Source organism: Bartonella florencae (assembly GCF_000312525.1).
Taxonomy (GTDB): domain Bacteria; phylum Pseudomonadota; class Alphaproteobacteria; order Rhizobiales; family Rhizobiaceae; genus Bartonella; species Bartonella florencae.
This window is the reverse complement of sequence record NZ_HE997452.1, coordinates 229,622-248,597: the sequence shown is the minus strand read 5'-3', so window position 1 is coordinate 248,597 and position 18,976 is coordinate 229,622. Positions and strand designations below refer to the sequence as shown.

General features: G+C 37.4%; 10 protein-coding genes and 1 pseudogene. 6 read left to right on the top strand and 5 right to left on the bottom strand.

Features of this window, described 5'->3' with window-relative positions; translation table 11 throughout:
* Positions 1-2 precede the first annotated feature (2 nt).
* Positions 3-785, bottom strand: coding sequence for a bifunctional demethylmenaquinone methyltransferase/2-methoxy-6-polyprenyl-1,4-benzoquinol methylase UbiE (gene ubiE, locus BN202_RS03870; protein ID WP_019219222.1), 783 nt, complete (start codon positions 783-785; stop codon positions 3-5).
* A 117-nt stretch (positions 786-902) separates the two neighbouring features.
* On the bottom strand, positions 903-3,335 hold the full coding sequence (gyrB, locus tag BN202_RS03865; protein ID WP_019219221.1) for a DNA topoisomerase (ATP-hydrolyzing) subunit B: 2,433 nt from the start codon (positions 3,333-3,335) through the stop codon (positions 903-905).
* Positions 3,336-3,792: 457 nt separating this feature from the next.
* Here gyrB and BN202_RS03860 point away from each other — a divergent pair, with 457 nt between their 5' ends.
* Together BN202_RS03860 and BN202_RS03855 are read left to right on the top strand one after the other, a co-directional pair.
* On the top strand, positions 3,793-3,978 hold the full coding sequence (locus BN202_RS03860) for a hypothetical protein (protein ID WP_034987241.1): 186 nt from the start codon (positions 3,793-3,795) through the stop codon (positions 3,976-3,978).
* Between the two features lie 387 nt (positions 3,979-4,365).
* Entirely contained in the window at positions 4,366-5,250 is an 885-nt protein-coding gene (locus BN202_RS03855) for a transporter substrate-binding domain-containing protein (protein WP_034987411.1), read from the top strand.
* Between the two features lie 10 nt (positions 5,251-5,260).
* Here the strand turns inward: BN202_RS03855 and BN202_RS03850 are convergent, their stop codons facing one another.
* Positions 5,261-6,793, bottom strand: coding sequence for a YifB family Mg chelatase-like AAA ATPase (locus BN202_RS03850; protein WP_034987409.1), 1,533 nt, complete (start codon positions 6,791-6,793; stop codon positions 5,261-5,263).
* Between the two features lie 411 nt (positions 6,794-7,204).
* Here BN202_RS03850 and BN202_RS03845 point away from each other — a divergent pair.
* Together BN202_RS03845 and BN202_RS03840 are read left to right on the top strand one after the other, a co-directional pair.
* Positions 7,205-9,162 (top strand): annotated as a pseudogene (locus BN202_RS03845) (autotransporter assembly complex protein TamA).
* Positions 9,162-13,814, top strand: a complete 4,653-nt coding sequence (locus BN202_RS03840; protein WP_019219215.1) for a translocation/assembly module TamB domain-containing protein — start codon at positions 9,162-9,164, stop codon at positions 13,812-13,814. Before BN202_RS03845 ends, BN202_RS03840 begins: the two are co-directional and overlap by 1 nt.
* Positions 13,815-14,521: 707 nt before the next feature.
* Here the strand turns inward: BN202_RS03840 and BN202_RS03835 are convergent.
* Together BN202_RS03835 and infC are read right to left on the bottom strand one after the other, a co-directional pair.
* Positions 14,522-16,288 (bottom strand): ABC transporter ATP-binding protein, encoded by a 1,767-nt coding sequence (locus BN202_RS03835; protein WP_019219214.1) that lies wholly within the window; start codon positions 16,286-16,288, stop codon positions 14,522-14,524.
* Between the two features lie 210 nt (positions 16,289-16,498).
* Positions 16,499-17,017, bottom strand: coding sequence for a translation initiation factor IF-3 (gene infC / locus BN202_RS03830; RefSeq protein WP_034987237.1), 519 nt, complete (start codon positions 17,015-17,017; stop codon positions 16,499-16,501).
* Between the two features lie 184 nt (positions 17,018-17,201).
* On the opposite strand from infC, the gene BN202_RS03825 reads away from it, so the two are divergent.
* The gene (locus tag BN202_RS03825) at positions 17,202-17,984 is read left to right on the top strand and encodes an alpha/beta hydrolase (protein WP_019219212.1); all 783 of its coding nucleotides are present in this window, start codon (positions 17,202-17,204) and stop codon (positions 17,982-17,984) included.
* 33 nt (positions 17,985-18,017) lie between these two features.
* Positions 18,018-18,761, top strand: coding sequence for a M48 family metallopeptidase (locus BN202_RS03820; protein ID WP_019219211.1), 744 nt, complete (start codon positions 18,018-18,020; stop codon positions 18,759-18,761).
* Positions 18,762-18,976: the final 215 nt, after the last annotated feature.

The following is an 18,976-nucleotide window of genomic DNA, read 5'->3' as shown; positions in this document are numbered from 1 at the left end:
TTTTAAATTTTCCAACCTGAATGCAGTGCTGCGATAGCACCGGTAAGATTGCGGTATGAGACCCGCGAAAAACCTGCATCATTGATCATATGGGCAAAATCATCTTGTTTAGGAAATTTACGAATAGATTCAACAAGATAACGATAAGCATCACCATCATTTGCAATGATTTGACCAAGCTTAGGGATAGCATGGAAAGACCAAAGATCATAGATTTTGTCGAGCAGAGGCATTTCGACATTTGAAAATTCTAAACATAAAAACCGTCCTCCTGGTTTTAAAACACGAAAAGCTTCTTTAAGAGCTTTATCAATATGAGGCACATTACGGATTCCAAAAGCAATAGTATAAGCATCAAAATTTTGGTCTTCAAAAGGCAGATGTTCAGCATTAGCTTCAACAAAATCAATCAGAAAAGCAAGACCATCTTTTTGTGCACGTTTTTTACCAACACTGAGCATTGAGCCATTAATATCAAGCACTGTAGCGTGGGCTTTTTGGCGTGAGGCATTAAGAATGCGAAAAGCGATATCACCAGTACCACCAGCCACATCAAGAACCTTCCAATTGGAAAGTGCTGGTGGAGAAAGCCATGCAACCATAGAGTCTTTCCACACACGGTGGAGCCCTAATGATAAGATATCATTCATCTTATCATAATTTTCGGCGACAGAGTGAAACACACCATCAACCATGGATTGTTTTTGTGCTTCATCAACTCTTGTAAAGCCAAAAGAGTGCTCCATACCACCTTTAGCTCCTACACGCTCTGTTTCAGCTGCCATATACATGACCTTCCTTATTTTTCTTTGATCGTAAATGAAAAGAGAGGCAATGTTCAAATACGAAACAACAAAGTATAAAACCACAACGTTTATGCAGCCAGAAACAAAAGAGCTCCTTTAGATATCAAGATTGGCAACGCTTAAGGCATTATCCTGAATAAAAATTCGCCGAGGTTCTACTTCATCACCCATGAGACGAGAAAAGAGTGAATCTGCATCGGTTGCGTCATTGATTTTAACTTGTAAAAGAGAACGTGCATTAGGATCAAGCGTTGTTTCCCAAAGCTGTTCAGCATTCATTTCCCCCAGACCTTTATAACGTTGGAGCGTAATACCTTTTTTACCATTTGCAAAAATGCTCTCTAAAAGACTCATGGGGCCAAAAATGCGCTCTGATTTATCTTTGCGGTGTAGGAGAGGAGGAGGATTATATATTTCTATGAAATTTTTAGAAATGCGATCAATTTGGCGCGCGTCGGCTGAATTTATAAGCCCCACATCGAGGGTAAGAATATCTTTAACGCCGCGTAAAACACGTTCAAAACATAAACTTCCATCTGGTGTATACTGACCACTCCAACCGCGTTCCATATCATCGGCAATTAAATCAAGACGTTGGGCTATGGTATCAGCTGTTTTTTGCGCTTTTTCTGCTGTTGCTAAGGCTTCAGGATTAAAAGCCCCAACAATTGCTGCTTGTTCAACAATGTTGCGATCATAACGGGTGTGAAGACCATCTAAAAGTTGACGTAACACACGAGCATCTTTGGCAAGCTGGTATAAATCAGCGCCTGTACGAACTTCCCCTGTTGAGAGCTCTAGGGCTGCTTCTTCTAATCCAGTATCGATTAAAAATTCTTCAAAGGCTGCTTCATTTTTAATATATTGGGAAGACTTACCACGCGACACTTTATAGAGAGGGGGTTGCGCAATATAGAGATGTCCACGTTCAATCAATTCAGGCATTTGCCTAAAAAAGAAAGTAAGCAACAAGGTGCGAATATGGGCACCATCAACGTCCGCATCTGTCATAATAATAATTTTATGATAACGCAATTTATCTGGTGAAAATTCATCTTTACCAATAGAAGTTCCAAGAGCGGTGATAAGCGTTCCAATCATATCAGATGAAAGCATGCGGTCAAATCGTGCCCGTTCGACATTAAGGATTTTACCGCGCAGCGGTAAAATTGCTTGATTTTGACGAGAACGTCCACTTTTTGCTGATCCACCAGCAGAATCTCCCTCAACGATAAAGATTTCCGACTTTGCAGGATCACGTTCTTGGCAATCGGCAAGTTTGCCCGGTAGAGAAGTGATATCAAGTGCGCCTTTTCGTCTTGTGAGTTCACGTGCTTTGCGTGCTGCCTCACGTGCTGTTGCAGCTTCTACGACCTTACTGATGAGCAACTTGGCTTCATTAGGATGCTCTTCCAGCCATGTTGAAAGACCTTCATTGACCAAATTTTCAACAACGGGGCGCACTTCAGAAGAAACCAATTTATCCTTTGTCTGTGAAGAAAATTTAGGATCAGGAACTTTGATAGAAAGAATAGCTGTGAGACCTTCACGGCAGTCATCACCGGTTAAATTGACTTTTTCTTTTTTTGCAATGCCTGAAGATTCGGCATAACCATTAATTTGACGAGTCAAAGCACTCCGGAAACCTACCAAATGCGTTCCACCATCACGTTGTGGAATATTATTGGTAAAACATAAAACTTTCTCATGGTAGGAATCATTCCACCATAGAGCAACATCGACACTCATGCCGTCCTTTTCACTGGTAATATAAATAGGGGTGTCGAGAAGCGCTTTTTTTGTTTGGTCAATATATTTGACAAATTCAATTAATCCACCTTCATAATGTAATTCAACAGATTGAACATCAGCATGGCGTTCATCAACAAGAAGAATATGTATTCCAGAATTTAAAAAAGCGAGTTCTCGCAAACGGCGTTCCAAAGTTTCAAAATCAAACTCAACCATTGTAAAGGTTTCAGAGCTTGGTAAAAATCTGATTTCTGTTCCACTTTCCCTATCGCAATCACCAACAATTTTTAATGGAGAATCAGCAACCCCATGGGTAAAGGAGATTTCATGAATTTTACCATTGCGTTTGACTTGCAATTTAAGCCAAACGGAGAGTGCATTGACAACAGAGACACCAACACCATGTAAGCCCCCTGAAACTTTGTAAGAGTTTTGGTCAAATTTTCCACCAGCATGAAGCTGAGTCATGATAACTTCAGCAGCTGAAACACCTTCTGTTGGATGGATATCTGTTGGAATTCCGCGTCCATTATCACGAACAGAACAAGAACCATCAGCATGGAGTGTGACATTTACAAGGGTAGCATGACCGGCTAAAGCTTCGTCAATAGCATTATCTACAACCTCATAGACCATATGGTGCAAGCCTGAACCATCATCTGTATCGCCGATGTACATACCTGGACGTTTACGTACAGCATCAAGACCTTTGAGAACTTTGATAGAAGCGGCACCGTAGTCATTGTTAGATGTCGGTGAGGTTATTTCATCACTCATAAGTTAATCCACTTCTGTATTAAATTTACAATACCCCAATAGCTTTTTTAAAGCTTAATATTTTGACCAGTTATTTACGGAATAACCATATTAAACATTTATCGTATATCGGATTTATATTCAACATCTGTTAGTAGATAATTAAAGAGAATACTGTTTGCACACAATGTTGTCACATACAGAAATATAGGCAATTGGTCTGTTAAAATTCACTCCATTGAGCTTAATGTTTGGAGGAGATCATTATCTGCGTTTTGCTATAACAATCAAGAGTGAGATATTTTTGCTTCATTGTTTGTTGGCAGGCAGAGGGTTGCAGTGAAATATTTGAGAATATCACAAAATATGAATAGAAAAATTGGCATGTATTGATTGATAATCATAGAATCGTTTGCGCATCAGAAGAGAAGGGGGCAATATGTGAATAAAAAGGCCCGAGCATCATAAAAGAACTCTCATGAAGCATCTCAACATGGAAGTTGTTGAGACATTGGCAGTTGGCAAAAAGAATGATGATAGCGGTTCTGATTTTATAAGCATAAAGATGCTGCTGCTTGATAGATTTTGCTTTATACCATTCATGGATAGTTTTGTGAAAGAGAATGGGAAGGGACGAGAAGCATTTCTTTCAAAAATGCCGTGAATGTGTAATAAAATGGCACTTTTATTCTTTATGTGAGGGGTATGAGAATTCATGAAAGACAACACCAAGATATACTCCTGATATCGTCAAAGAGTTTGGGGAAACAAAAAACTAAGCGATCATATAGAAATTTATGAATATATGTTAAAAAACCATTTTCCTGCTTAAGAACTTTCTTTACATATTTGTTTTGAGAAGTGGGCACAAAAGCTCTATTATCTCCAATATGTTCTGGAAACTATAGGAAAATTGTTCAATTTTTTGACAACTGTTTCAGAATAATGAAAATTTTAATCCATGAGAGGAGCGGATATTTCAGTTCAATGCATTAGATATGATAACTGGGAAAAGTTATATTTTAACTTTGCAAAATGGGGGGGTAAGATTTTGAAAATAAAAAAATCGATAAAGAAATTCAGTGCTCTTATTGAAATTTTATTTGCAGCGTGGGGATTTTTGTTTTCTTCATTTGTAGAGGCTGAAACGGTTGTAAAACTCCCTTCTTTTTTTAATTCCCATGAACATTTTGTACAACCTGATACAGCAGGTATAATGCGTTTGCGTTTTGTAACAACGTTTGATTTTCCGCCCTTTAACTTTCTAGACAAAACAGGACAGCTTGCAGGTTATCATATCGATTTATTGCGTGCGATTTGCTCAAAGTTAAATCTTGAAAAACTCTGTGAGGTAGAAGTTGTTCCTTGGGAAGAGCTGGTAGATCATGTTAAAAATGGTGATGCAGAAGTCATTATTGCAGGTTTAAAAGAAACAATTAAAACGCGTCAAGATCTTGTTTTTACAAAGTCTTATTTACGTTTTCCGGCAAGGTTTGTTGCATCTAGATTTATTGCCTCTCAACTTTTAAATTTTGACGGATCAATAAGCGATAAACTAGCACATTTAAACAGTGGCGTTTTATCTAAAACTGTTCATGAAAAGCTATTTCGTAGTTATTTTCCTAAAGCAAAATATCAAGGATTTAAAGAGAGAGAAGTGCTTTATAAAGCGCTAGAGGATCATAAAATTGATATTATTTTTGATGATGGATTTGCTTTATCTTTATGGTTGAATGATCCAAAATCCACCGATTGTTGCGATTTTGTTGGGGGAGCGTATATGGCTCCACAGTTATTGGGGCAAGGGATGCAGCTTTCTGTTGCAAAAAAGAACGAAAAATTAGTTCCTATACTCAATTATGCTCTAAAATCTTTAGAAGATGAGGGTAAGCTTACAGAACTTTATCTACGTTATTTTCCGATTAGTTTTTATTGATAAATATTTTTTAAGAAAGTGCTGTTAACCTTTCAGAACCCAATCGGTACGAAATGGCTTCTGCCAGATGATGGCGTGCAAGATGTTCTGCGTCGTCGAGGTCAGCAATAGTGCGTGCAACTTTGAGAATGCGATGATATGCACGTGCAGAAAGATGCATCTTTTCACTCACATCCCGTAAGAGTTTAGCGGCATTTTTATCAGGTATGGCAATTTGTTCGATAATTTTGGCAGGGCAATCACCATTGGTGCGGATATGGTCAAGACCCAATGGTGTAAAACGTTTGGCTTGAATAGCACGACATCGTGCAACGCGCTTTGCAACATCGCAGCTTTTTTCTGATTGTTCTGGTTGCATAAGATCCATAGCTGTGAGCGCAGGGACATCAATCCGTAAATCAATTCGATCAAGCAGAGGACCAGAAATACGCGACTGATAATCGATCTGACAGCGTATTCCTTTCGCACAAACATGGTTTTTTTCGCCAGCCATACCACATCGGCAAGGGTTCATTGCGGCAATAAATTGGAAGCGTGCGGGATAGCTAATATGGTGATTAGCACGTGCGATAACACATTCTCCGCTCTCTAAGGGTTGACGAAGGGAATCAAGAACTTGTGGAGAAAATTCAGGCAATTCATCAAGAAAGAGAACGCCATTATGTGCAAGCGAGACTTCTCCAGGTCGTCCTTTAAGGCCGCCACCGATCATTGCTGCCATGGAAGCAGAATGATGGGGAGCACGAAAAGGGCAGTGGAGTGAAAGGGTATTATGGATTGTTTCTCCTGTAATAGAAGCTATCAGAGAAACCTCTAAAAGCTCGCGGCTATCAAGAAGCGGTAAAATGGAAGGTAAGCGTTGTGCTAACATAGATTTTCCTGCACCAGGAGGGCCGACAAACAAAAGATTATGCCGTCCAGCAGCACAAACTTCTAATGCACGTTTAGCGGTTTTTTGTCCTTTGATTTCGCAAAGATCTGGCAGTTCAGTTTGGATCGTATATTGGCGTGGTTGTGGACGCCTTTGAATTTGGGTTCCCTTAAAATGATTCACAATGGTGAGAAGAGTTTCGGGGGCAAGAATATTCATCTCTGCATTTGCCCATGCTGCTTCAGGTCCGCATGAAGAGGGACAAATGAGTCCTTTATCGAGTGATAAAGCTGTCATTGCGGCTGGTAAAACTCCATTGATGGCAGTAAGGGAACCATCCAGTGACAATTCACCTAAAATGACGTAGTCTTGCGCGACTTCGGGAGGAAGAATACCCATAACAAGCATTAAGCCCACGGCGATGGGCAAATCATAATGTGACCCCTCTTTAGGGAGATCAGCTGGTGCAAGATTAATTGTAACCCGTTTGTTTGGCATAGAAAGCCCACAAGCAAGAAAAGCTGCCTGCACGCGCTCGCGGCTTTCTGCGATTGCTTTATCGGCCAGTCCAACAATCGCCATTCCTATTTTACCGGAGGAAATCATAACCTGTACATCGACAGGAACCGCTTCTAGACCGCGAAAAGCAACAGTTGTGACACGCGCGATCATCATTTATTTCCCCCCTTTTAACTTAGAGGAGACAATCATATCTGTATATAAAAATCAAGAAGTCTCTATATGGTTTTTTGGAGTAAGAGATCTATATACATTGAGCGAATTTTTGTAGTGCTCTCATGGAGAGTCATTTGCGTAAATTTAACCATAATTATATGCGACTAAATAAAACATTTATAATGAGTTACGTGAATATGATAAAAAAAGGAATGTTGCTATTTGGTTGCACAACAGTACGGGATTTTATGAATGTTCAAGGGGAGGGCGCGGTTATGCATTGCAAGCAAAACTGTTATTTGATGTGATCAAACATTTGAAAGAGCCAGATTAGGCATATTTACCTTTCTTGTTTGATGTTTTTTATAGTAAAAAGTGATGTGAAATGTATTGAAGGTATCTGATTCAATGGTATACCAAATGGGAGTTTTTTTTAAATCAACAACCATGCGTAGTTTATGTATAGGTCTATGTTTTGTCTTTACTTTTCCTCAGCCACTTGCAGCATTTGATTTTTTCGGCATTCCTCTTTTTTCTCAAAAGAAAAAAACATCTTCTTCTACCATCAACAATACAGAGAAATTTTATAAGGTTGATGTTGTTGCACCATTAGGTGCACCATCCGAAGGTGTTAAACTAGTTAAGGCTGTTTCTTCTCTTGTCGCAGATAAAGATAAATCTTTTAGTTCTTCTGGTTTGTTAGCGAAAGCTCGTTCAGATTACCGGTCCATTCTTTCTGCTCTTTATGCTGATGGACGGTATGGCGGTATTATTAGTATCAAGATTAATGGTTTAGAAGCTGCTGATTTAAGTCCTATGACTCAACTACCAGCACAATCCAATATTATTATTACCATAGATGCTGGCCCAAAATATGTTTTTAGTGTTGCAGGTATCAATAAAGTTGCTCCATTTGTAAAATACAAAACAAATAAAATGCAAACAATTGATGAATTAGGTTATAAAACTGGGGCTATTGCTAAATCTGAAACCATTCTAAAAGCAGAAAGATGGGCAATTGAAGGATGGCGTCGACAAGGATATGCTAAAGCTGAAGTTATAAAGAGTGAGGTTGTTGCTGATCATGAAGCACGTCTGATTGACGCACAGATTGCTGTTGATCCTGGACAGGAAGCTTATTACGGTCCTTTAACTGTCCGTAATGTCAGTAAGAAGCCAAATGTAGATTCAGCCTATATTGTATGGATGACAGGATTGAAGGTAGGCCAAAAATATGATTCTAATGCCTTAGCTAAGGCAAATGAAAGACTTGCCAGACTTAATGTTTTTCGTGCTATAAATATACGCGAAGCTGATACAATTAATCCAGATGGTAGTTTACCACTTACACTTATTTTAGAAGAACGTAAACCACGTCGTTTCGGTATGGGTGGTAGCTATTCAACGTTAGATGGTACTGGTTTTGAGACTTATTGGATTCATAACAATCTTTTTGGCCACGCGGAAAATTTTAAAATTGAAACAAAAATAAGCGGTATTGGCAGCCACAAAGAAGAATCATATAATCTGAAAAATTTTGATTATCTTTTCGGTGCCACATTTATAAAGCCTAGTATACTTACTCCTGATACAGACTTTAGGACAGAATTAAAAATACAGCAAGATGTCCTAGAAAATTATACAACAAAAGCCATAAGAGGAAAATTCGGTATAGCGCATATTTTTAATAGTCATCTATCAGGACAGATTGCTGTAGAAATTTCGAACGGTTATTCGAAAGATGTTTCTTTTGGAAATCGTAATTTTACAACAATTGGTTTATCCAGTGGTTTGATTTACGATAGTCGTAATAATAAATTTAATGCGACAAAAGGTTTGTATGGTGAAGTGAATGTTGAACCTTTTTATGAAGTGCGCTCTAATACTTTTGTGTCAAAAATGACTTTAGAAGGTCGTTCTTATTGGGCATTGGATGAAAATAATCGTTTTGTTTTTGCTGCGCGAGCAAAGTTTGGCACAATTTTCGGAAGTGAAAAAACACAACTACCTTCAAATATACTTTTTTTGCTGGGGGTGGTGGCTCTGTTCGCGGTTATGCTTATCGCAATATTGGTGTTAAAAAAGATAATGATGGCGTTGTTGGTGGTCGGATGCTTGTTGAGGGGGCAGCAGAGTTACGTTTGTCTTTAAATGATAAGATAGGGCTTGTAAGTTTTCTGGATGGAGGTACCGTAGGGGAAAAGGCACGTTTTGATTTTTCTCAAAAAATAAAATGGGGTGCGGGTATTGGAGGTCGTTATATGACAGGTCTCGGTCCTTTACGTGTGGATTTAGCCTTTCCTCTTAAGCGAGAGAAAGGTGATCCTCGTATTGGTTTTTATGTAGGTATAGGGCAAGCATTTTAATGAAAAAAACTGTGCGTTTATTGGTTTTCTTATTTGGATTTTTGTTTCTTTTAGTGGGCGCTCTTATTTTTGTGCAGGGGGGTAATCCACTTTCTAGCAAAGCGAGAATCGATGATCATTCATGGTTTGTTTCTTTAATTGAAAGTGGACTTTCATCATCTAATCGCCAAGTTCGTTTATATAATGTACAAGGGGTATTATCTTCTCAAACTTCAATTAATGTCATCACCGTGAGTGATAAAAAAGGTGTTTGGCTTAAAATTACCAATGCTAAAATGGATTGGAATCGCCTCTCGTTACTGAGAGGACGCATGGATATTAACCAGCTTTCGGCAGAAAAAATTACGTTTTTACGTAAACCGCAAGATAACCCTTTCCTTATTTCTTTGCTTAAGGCAGGGAAAATTTCTTTACCCAAATTGCCACTTGCCATTTCTATCAATGCTCTTACCGCTCAACATGTAGCGTTTGAGGGGGACCTGTTGGGTTTTTCTGCTGATGCGTCCTTAAAGGGAAATCTAATTTTAAAAAATGATAACTTTGATATTGATATATCGGCTCATCGTTTAGATGCTCCAGGATCATTTTCCATTTTAACGAAGATATCCGATAGCAATCGTACGGCTAAAATTGATATTTCTGTTGACGAACCGCAAAATGGCATTTTGGCAAATATTTTTAAATTTGAAAAACGTCCCGCATTAAATTTCACTATTAAAGGTGATGGTACTTTTGATGATTTGGTTATCAAACTTTATTCGGAAGTTGATCACTATCCTGTTTTAGATGGCAATGTTATTCTTGCAAATTCTGCAGAAGGACATAGTTTTTCTACAAAACTTGTGGCTACACTTGGTTCTTTAATGCCTTCTCAATATCGTAGCCTCTTCGAATCTGATGTAACGTTGAGAGCTGAGGCAAGAATAACAAAAGAAGGGATCGCACACCTTGATCATATGGTGCTTCAGAGTGAAACAATGAATTTTGTGACCAATGCTGAAATAACAGCAGATGGATTTTTACGGCGCCTTTTTGTTGATGGTAAAATAGCGCTTAATAAAGAAAATGGAATGATAGATCCCGTATCAGAAGCGCCGATGCGTTTGGATAATCTTTCTTTAAAAATTGATTATGGTCGCGAAGGGAAGCAATCTTGGAACGGACAGCTTATTATACATCATATGAGGAATAAAGATATTCACATTCACGATGCAATTTTTGATATGGGGGGAGTGAGTGAAAATCTTGATAATGCAGCTTCTCGCCATGTTGGTATTCAGGTTAAAGGAACACTTAAAGGGGGCAAAAAAAATAACGATGCGTTGCGAGAAGATTTAAGTCAAACAGTTCATGTGCATCTAGATACGGATATTTTTTCTACAAAACCAGTTTTGATTCATGATTTTAGTATTACGGGGCAGGGGGTTGCTGCTTGGTTAAAAGGAAAAATGGAACGTTTTATTTTTAAAGGCGATCTTGGCTTTAAAATGCAAACACTTACTCCTGTTAGTCTATTGAGTAAAAAATCACTTTCTGGTAGCGCAGATATTAAGGCTAAAGGAACGATTGGTTTAATAAGTGGCATTTTTGATCTTCAATTATCAGGGATGGCTGACAATGTGAAAATAGGTGTGCAATCTTTCGATCGTTTCTTCAAAGGAAATTTTACGTTTTCAGGTGGGGCTGCTTACGATGCGACGAATTTTATTCTACGTCATTTAAATTTGAAAAGCCAATACGCAAATATAAGGGCTGATGGATATTTTTCAAATAAGAGCACTAAAATGGATTTTTCTGCTCAACTATCTGATCTTACTCTATTAAATCCGAAAATAACTGGTGCACTTACAATAGAAAGCACTGCTAAAGGACAAAATGGTCTTATAAAGCTTAACACACGTGCCAATGTTGCTGAAGCATTTTTAATGGGGAAGAAGCTGCAGAACACAAAATTTACGGTGAAAACACTGGTGGATAATAGATTGCCAGTTACTTCTTTAACAAGCTCTATAAAGGGTGAAGGAACTTTTGCTAAGAAGCCCTTGTATTTATCAGCTTCTTTTAAGGATTTTGATAAAACTCGCAAGTTTGAAAATATCGATATGAGAGCGGGAAGTGCAAAAATAACCGGTGATCTTTCTCAAAAGGAAGGTTTTATTGCAGGCGTTTTGCATGTTGATGCTGATGATATTTCAGAGCTTTCTGCGTTATTTTTACAGGAAGGCAGCGGAAAAGTAAAAGGAGATTTCATTTTTGATGAACAAAATGGCAAACAAAAAGCCAATTTAAAGGCACATATTGATCGGCTAAGCTTTGCAAAGAATAAAATAAAAAAACTAAAAATAGAGGCTGACATATTTGATCCATTTGGCATGACTCAGTTTGAGGGAGTTATCAATGCAGAGAATATCCAAACACCTTTGATGATGGTCGATCGTTTAAATGCTAAGGCTGATGTTAAAGAAGGGCAAACAGTTTTTACTGTTCAAGCAATGTTGCCTAATAATACAAAAGCACAGCTTTCTGGTTGTGTAATGGCGATGAAAATTCCTGAAGGTATAAAACGGGAAGTGCAAATTAAAACTGTGGATTTAAAACAACATAATTTTCATGCAACATTACCGCGTCCATCGACAATTGTTTTTGATAAAGATGGGATGACGGTCAATGAATTAGAACTTTCGGTAAATGGGGGTAAAATTATACTTCTGGGGAATGTTAAAGAGACCCTTAATCTGCATTTTATAATGGACGCTCTTCCTGTTACTTTAGTCAAGTTGTGGAAATCCGATTTTGGAGTAATAGGCCGTTTAACCGGGCAAGTTATGATTCGTGGTCATTTTAAAAAACCTGATATAACCTATGACATAAGGGGGGATAGACTGACACATGTTTCTGTTCAAGATAATCCAATTATGGATTTTACGCTCTCTGCTGCGGGTAAAATTGTAGACCAAGATCTTACTTTGAATGCAATTTTAACAGGAACGGGAACAAAAGGACAAGCACAGGGACGTGTATCTTTAGATAAAGGCAAACTTGATCTTCATATTAATATGCGAAGTCTGTCTGCAGGTTTAGTGAATAGTTTTATTCCAGGATATATACTTGATGGGGCGATGACAGGCAAAGTTGATATTGGTGGGACAATGAAGGATCCATCTGCTCATTTTGAGTTTTCTAGTCAAAATTTGATCGCTATAATGGATAGAAAATTTATAACGTATAAAGGATTTATGATAAATGCTCGTGGCTCTTACAAGAAATCGACATTTCATATTGAGAAGGTTATAGCCACTGGAGATAAAGGATTAGATCTCTCTATAAATGGTCCTGTTTCTCTCAATGGTTTAGAGGCAAAATTAAATGTTAAAGGGGCAATACCTTTTGATTTTGTTGATTTCTTATTAGCTAAGCGTGGCGCACATGTAACGGGCATGGCAAAAATTGATACCACTCTTAATGGTTCATTACTTAAGCCACAATTAACGGGAAATTTTTCTATATCTAATGGTAGTTTTTTTGATTCAAAAACAAATTTAGGATTAAACAATGTAACAATTGAAGGCACATTAAATGGCGATCATCTTCTTATAGAGAAAGCTTCTGCTTCTTCGTCTCAGGGAGGACTGGTTTCCGCTTCAGGTCGTATCTCTAATGATCTACAACCAGATTTGGTATTTCATCTTGATCATGCCAATTATAATGATGGTTCTATGATTCTTGCGATATTATCAGGAAAGATGACAATGACAGGTAATTTTCTGGATAATCTTGTTATTGGTGGTGATATTATCGTTGAAAAGGCTGAAATTTTGGTACCTGATCATTTTCAAAACACCAAATTTCTTGATATCAAAAATAAGAATTTAACCAAATCGATTCAAAAAACGCTTGAACGTGCTGACGTTAAGAACACAAACAAACGCAACAGCATTACTGAAGAATCTTCATTGGTTATGTTATCAAATCTACGTATTACGGCGCGCAATCAGTTTTTTGTACGTGGACGAGGGTTAGATACTGAATTGGGAGGACGTATCAACATAGCAGGTCCATTGCATGATGTGCACCCAGTTGGAGAGTTTCAGATGATTCGTGGACGTTTTGATATTCTTTCACAGCGTTTTAATTTTGATCAAGGACAAGCGAGTTTTAGCGGTAATCTTAATCCCACGGTCTATTTTGTAGCAAATAAGAATAGTGGTGATATTCGCGTTACGATCACTGTAAGTGGAACGATTGATGATCTTAACATTAATTTTTCTTCACAACCGAATTTACCGCAAGATGAGGTTTTGGCACGTTTGATTTTTAATCGCTCTCTTAATGAACTATCACCATTTCAGATTGCTCAGCTTGCGGCCGCCGCAGCTGAACTTGCTGGTGCTTCTAATACATCTTTATTGAACTCTCTACGGGCTAAAATTGGTCTTGATGATCTTGATGTTATCGTTGATGAAAAGGGAAAGACCGGTTTACGTATTGGGCGCTATATACACAACAATGTTTATTTAGGTTTTGAAGCAGGATCAGATGGAATGACGAAGGGAACAATTAATTTGGATATTTCGCGTCATCTCAAAGCTAAAGGTGCCATAGGAAATGAAAAGAATTCTAGTGTTGGTATCTTTTACGAAAGAGATTATTAAAGGTTAAAGTTCTAACACTTCAATTGCTTGAATTTTATATACTTAACTTTCTCGCTTAGAGAAAAATTAAAGTATAGGATAAGAAATTTCATAAAAGAAAAAGGTACGCGTGAAATATTTAATTTTTTTATTTATCGTGTTTTTTAATCAGAATTACACCCTTTATGAAAAATGACATATCATTATATTTTTCATTCATATACTCATTTCATATTTCTTGTTATTGCCAATGTTGCGATAGCCCTTGCATTGAGATCATTCATAAGAAGTATTTTTTATCCTTTTTTGTACAATTTTACTTGTACATCAATCCCGCTTGTGACGTGCAAGCAAGTGATTTTGATTGATACAGCATAGAGAGATTTGAAATGAAGAAATTTTACGATATTGAAGGCTCTCATTCGATATGAATAACGCTAATATTATTATAAACAATATATTGTTTCAGTAAGAATATCGGTATTTTCAAATATTTGAAGGAACTAAGATGCTTGAATCACATCATTTTTCTTTCCAGATGTGAGAATAAAACGCAAAAATTGGTCCAAGATATTTTTTACAGTAAGAAGTTTTATGATAAATTCCTCCCTTTTTCCATCATGGCTGTGCTTAATTATAATAATTTTCCATGATATCTCTCACTTTTTTACAAAGAGAAATAATTCTTTCTTCTTTTTTTATCTCAAACCTTATTTAAAGCTTAGAGATTATGGCTTCTGTTTTTTGAATTGGATATTGTGAAGTTTTTTGTAAAAACCATCTTCCTTTGCTAGCAACTCTTGTTGGCTGCCTTGTTCCATTAATTGACCATTTTTTATAACAACAATTTTATCAGCGCGAGCAATTGTTGAGAGGCGATGGGCAATAACAATAGTTGTACGCCCTTTGGTGAGGTGATGGAGTGTTTCATTAATTTGTGCTTCTGTCTGCGAATCTAATGCACTTGTTGCTTCATCGAGAATGAGAACTTCACTATCATGAAGCATTGCTCTAGCGATGGCGAGTCGTTGTTTTTGCCCACCTGAAAGTTTACAGCCATTATCGCCAATTTGGGTATCATAGCCATTTGGCAGTTCCATAATAAAGTCGTGAGCATTGGCTGTTTTTGCTGCTTTAATAATATCGTTATCACTAGCGCCTTCTCTTCCAAGACCGATATTATATCTAACGGTTCCCTGAAAGAGAAAAGTATCTTGTCCTACATAAGCCATTAGGTTTCTCAAGGAACGAAATGTCGTATAGCGTATATCTTGATCATTAATCAAAATGCGTCCCTTTGTTGGGTCATAAAGGCGCATAATAAGGTTGATAAGGGTTGATTTTCCTGAACCCGATGGTCCCACCAACGCTGTCATTTTTTGAGGTTCTATTTCTAGATTGATGTTTTTCAACACCATTTTCTCATCCGTATATGAAAAAGAAACATCTTCAAAACGGATACTCCCTGGCGTTTTATTCAGATCTTTAGCATTTTCATGTTCTATAACCACAAGAGGATGATCTAGTATCTCAAACATTGTGCGAATATTAACCAAACCAGCTTCAATTTTGACTCGTACATTTGCTAGTCTTTTTGCAGGTTCATAAGCGAGAAGTAAGGCGACAATAAAGGACATAAATTCACCTTGAACACCTGCATGTTGGGTTGCAAGATAACCGGAAAAACAGATAATACCGGCAATAGCAATACCAGTGAGTGTTTCCATAATCGGATTTGTAATGGCTTGCAGTTTTGCAATAGTGTTTGCTTGTTTTTCAACATTACTAATGGCATTATTCATACGTTTTTTCATGAGATCTTCTAATGAAAAAGCTTTGATGACTCGAATACCGATAGAGCTTTCTTGTATAATTTTGATAATTTCACCAAGCGAGAGGAGTTCTTTTTCGACAAGGCTGCGAATACGTTTTAAAGCCATTCGAACTCCTAAAAAAGCCAATTGTCCTACTATTAAAGTAATGGCGATTAAGGTAAAATTTTGAATAAGCATGACAAGCAATAAGCCAATAACGGAAAGCAAATCACGCACAAAAGTTGTAATAATTGTATCAATGATATTGCGCACTGCTGTAGCATTATGGGTTACTCGGACAAGAAGATCAGATGAAGTATTATTGTGATAAAAAGAAACTCCCTGTTCCATAAGACGCGCGTAAATTTTACGCTGTTGTTCAGCAACAATACTGTTGCCTGCTTTGCTTAAAAAGTAAGTTTGGGCAAAAGTGGCAATTCCTTTGAGGATAAAAATGAAAGCGATGATGCCAGAAATTAAAACAATCATGGCAAAATTCTTTCCATCAATGATATAATTAACAACGTCCCGCATAATCCATGCACTGGCAGCAGTTGTACAGGCAATAATAATCATTGAAAAAATAGCAGTACCATACCAACGTGCATGTTTATGAAAATTTTCTCGTAAAAGACGAATAATGAGATATTTATCAAAAGCGGAGATTTGTTTTTTTGTCATGAAGGGCTTTTATATTTTATCGCTATTTTATGCAAGCTTGAAGCTCTCTTACTTCAAGTTATTCAATTCTTTCGAGAAAATATTTTTTTTAAAGTCAAGGAGTTTACTACACTCTTCACCCAATTAAAAAGCACCACAACAAACTGTGGTGCCTGTACAATGTGCCGCACATGCAACTTTAGATATTCTATATACGATTTCAATAAAAAATCATTTAGCTGCTATTACCATCATCATTTGACGCCCTTCCAGTTTTGGCTCAGATTCGATTTTAGCGATTTCACTTGTATCTTCTTTAACCCGCTGAAGAAGTTTTAATCCAAGATCTTGGTGTGCCATTTCACGACCGCGAAAACGCAAAGTAATCTTCACTTTATCACCATTACCAATAAAGCGGTGAATAGCTTTGAGTTTTACGTCATAATCATGAACATCAACATTTGGACGCATCTTAATTTCTTTAATTTCAATGATTTTTTGTTTTTTGCGTGTTTCAGCTGCTTTTTTTTGGGTCTGATATTTTAATTTACCCAAATCAATGATTTTACACACAGGAGGTTCAGCATTTGGTACAATTTCAACCAAATCAAGTCCAGCTTCTGCAGCCATAGCAAGAGCCTCTTGTATTGGAACCACTCCTTGATGTTGTCCTTCATCATTGATAAGTTGAACACGAGGGACCCGAATGTCTTGATTTGCACGTGGCCCATCTTTCTGGGTAGGTGTTATTTTAAATGGTTTGCGAATGGTTTATGCTCCTTAATTTCGATTCATCTAGAACGTAATTTAATATACAATTATACACAGAAAAACAACTAGGATTCGTGCTTTTTTCATATTTGATTTATAATTTTGAAGATAAAAATTTTTACTTTATTAATAAAATAAAAATGTTTAACAAAGGAAAAGAAACATGGATCAAAATATTCCTTGCCAATTTTTTTCATATGAAGGCACTTCTCTTGCCGTACGTCATCGCAAGGGACATCATTCTCCGGGTTTGGTTTGGCTTCATGGCTATCAATCCGATATGTTGGGAAGTAAGGCGACGTTGATTGACCAGTTTGCCCAAAAGAATGATTTGTCTTGTTTGCGTTTTGATTACTCTGGCCATGGAGAATCGGAGGGTGATTTTTTTCAAGGTACGATTTCACGTTGGGTGAGCGAAAGTTTAGCGGCTTTTGAAACCTATTGTGAAGGACCGCAAATTTTGATTGGTACCTCTATGGGGGGATGGATTGCACTAAGGCTCGCTATGATGTTAGCGCAGAAAAATAAGAAGCTTGCTGGCATGATATTGATTGCACCAGCTCCTGATTTTACAAAAACTTTGGTGGAACCAGAATTAGGGCCAGTGGAATGGAAAATTTTAGAAGAAAAAGGATATATTGAACGACCTGCGGATAATGATGATGAGGAGCCAATGCCCTTTACAAAAGTGTTTATTGAAGATGGACGAGACAATTGTGTTATGAAGGGATGCATTGATGTTGGCTGTCCGATTCATATTCTACAAGGGATGGAAGACAATGAGATACCCTATCAGCATACATTAACGTTACTTAATCATTTGCCTTTACATGATGTGACATTGACACTTGTTCGTGATGCCGATCATCGTTTTTCGCGCCCACAAGATTTGGAATGTCTTGAAAGAGTGTTGAGGTCACTCATTGATCAAATTCATGCAGGATAAGGGTCAAATTTCCCAATATTAAAGACATAATATATGACGGTTTATGAACATTTTATTTTCTCTGATCGCATGATACCTCTACGTGTGCGCGAACGTAAGCATGCGTGCCGTCTTACATTACGTATTGATGCAAGTGGTCAGGAGATTTATGTGACGGTGCCACCAGCAATAAGTCCTTGTTTGATTCAAGATTTTATTGAAAAGCATCGTTCTTGGATTGAGACACGTCTTTCTCGTGTACACATTTTTCATGAAAATTCTTATCTCAAAGAGGGGACAACAATTCCTATATTAGGTGTTGCACATACTATAAGGCATGAAAAGGGACGTGGAATAACAGAAATCATTACAGGGGATATGAGACAGGAGCCTCAAATTATTGTTTATGGTCAATTAGAATATTTGCCAAGACGTATTTCTGATATGTTAAAAAAACAAGCTGCGCTCATTATAACGCCATTAGTGGGGCATTATGCACATAAAGTAGAGCGTAAAGTGAAGTCAATTTGTTATAAAGATACAAAAAGTCGTTGGGGTTCTTGTTCAATAAGAGGGAATCTCTCTTTCTCGTGGCGTCTTATTATGGCGCCAAAAGAAGTTGTTGAATATGTTGTTGCGCATGAGGTTGCCCATCTTATTGAAATGAATCACGGACCCAAATTTTGGGCTCTTTGTGAAAAACTTTGCCCCAACAGTAAAACATATCGCGCTTGGTTGAAAGAAAATGGTTATAAGCTGCAAGCAATCAATTTTCATTCCTCTAAGTTGGAAGTATAAAAAGAGATTTGAAGAAGACAATATTCGACGGAACTTTTTATTGGATATTTCATTATATGGTTATCTCATCGCATGATGAGGAATTCATTGAAGCCTCAGCAAAATTGTCTTCCCCTGCTTAGTTTGCTGAGTGTCTTCAATGTTTTTGCTTTATCTTTTTTGTAATTCAGCTTAATAATCTTTGACAATTCTTAAAATTCAGATTGGAAGAGTTA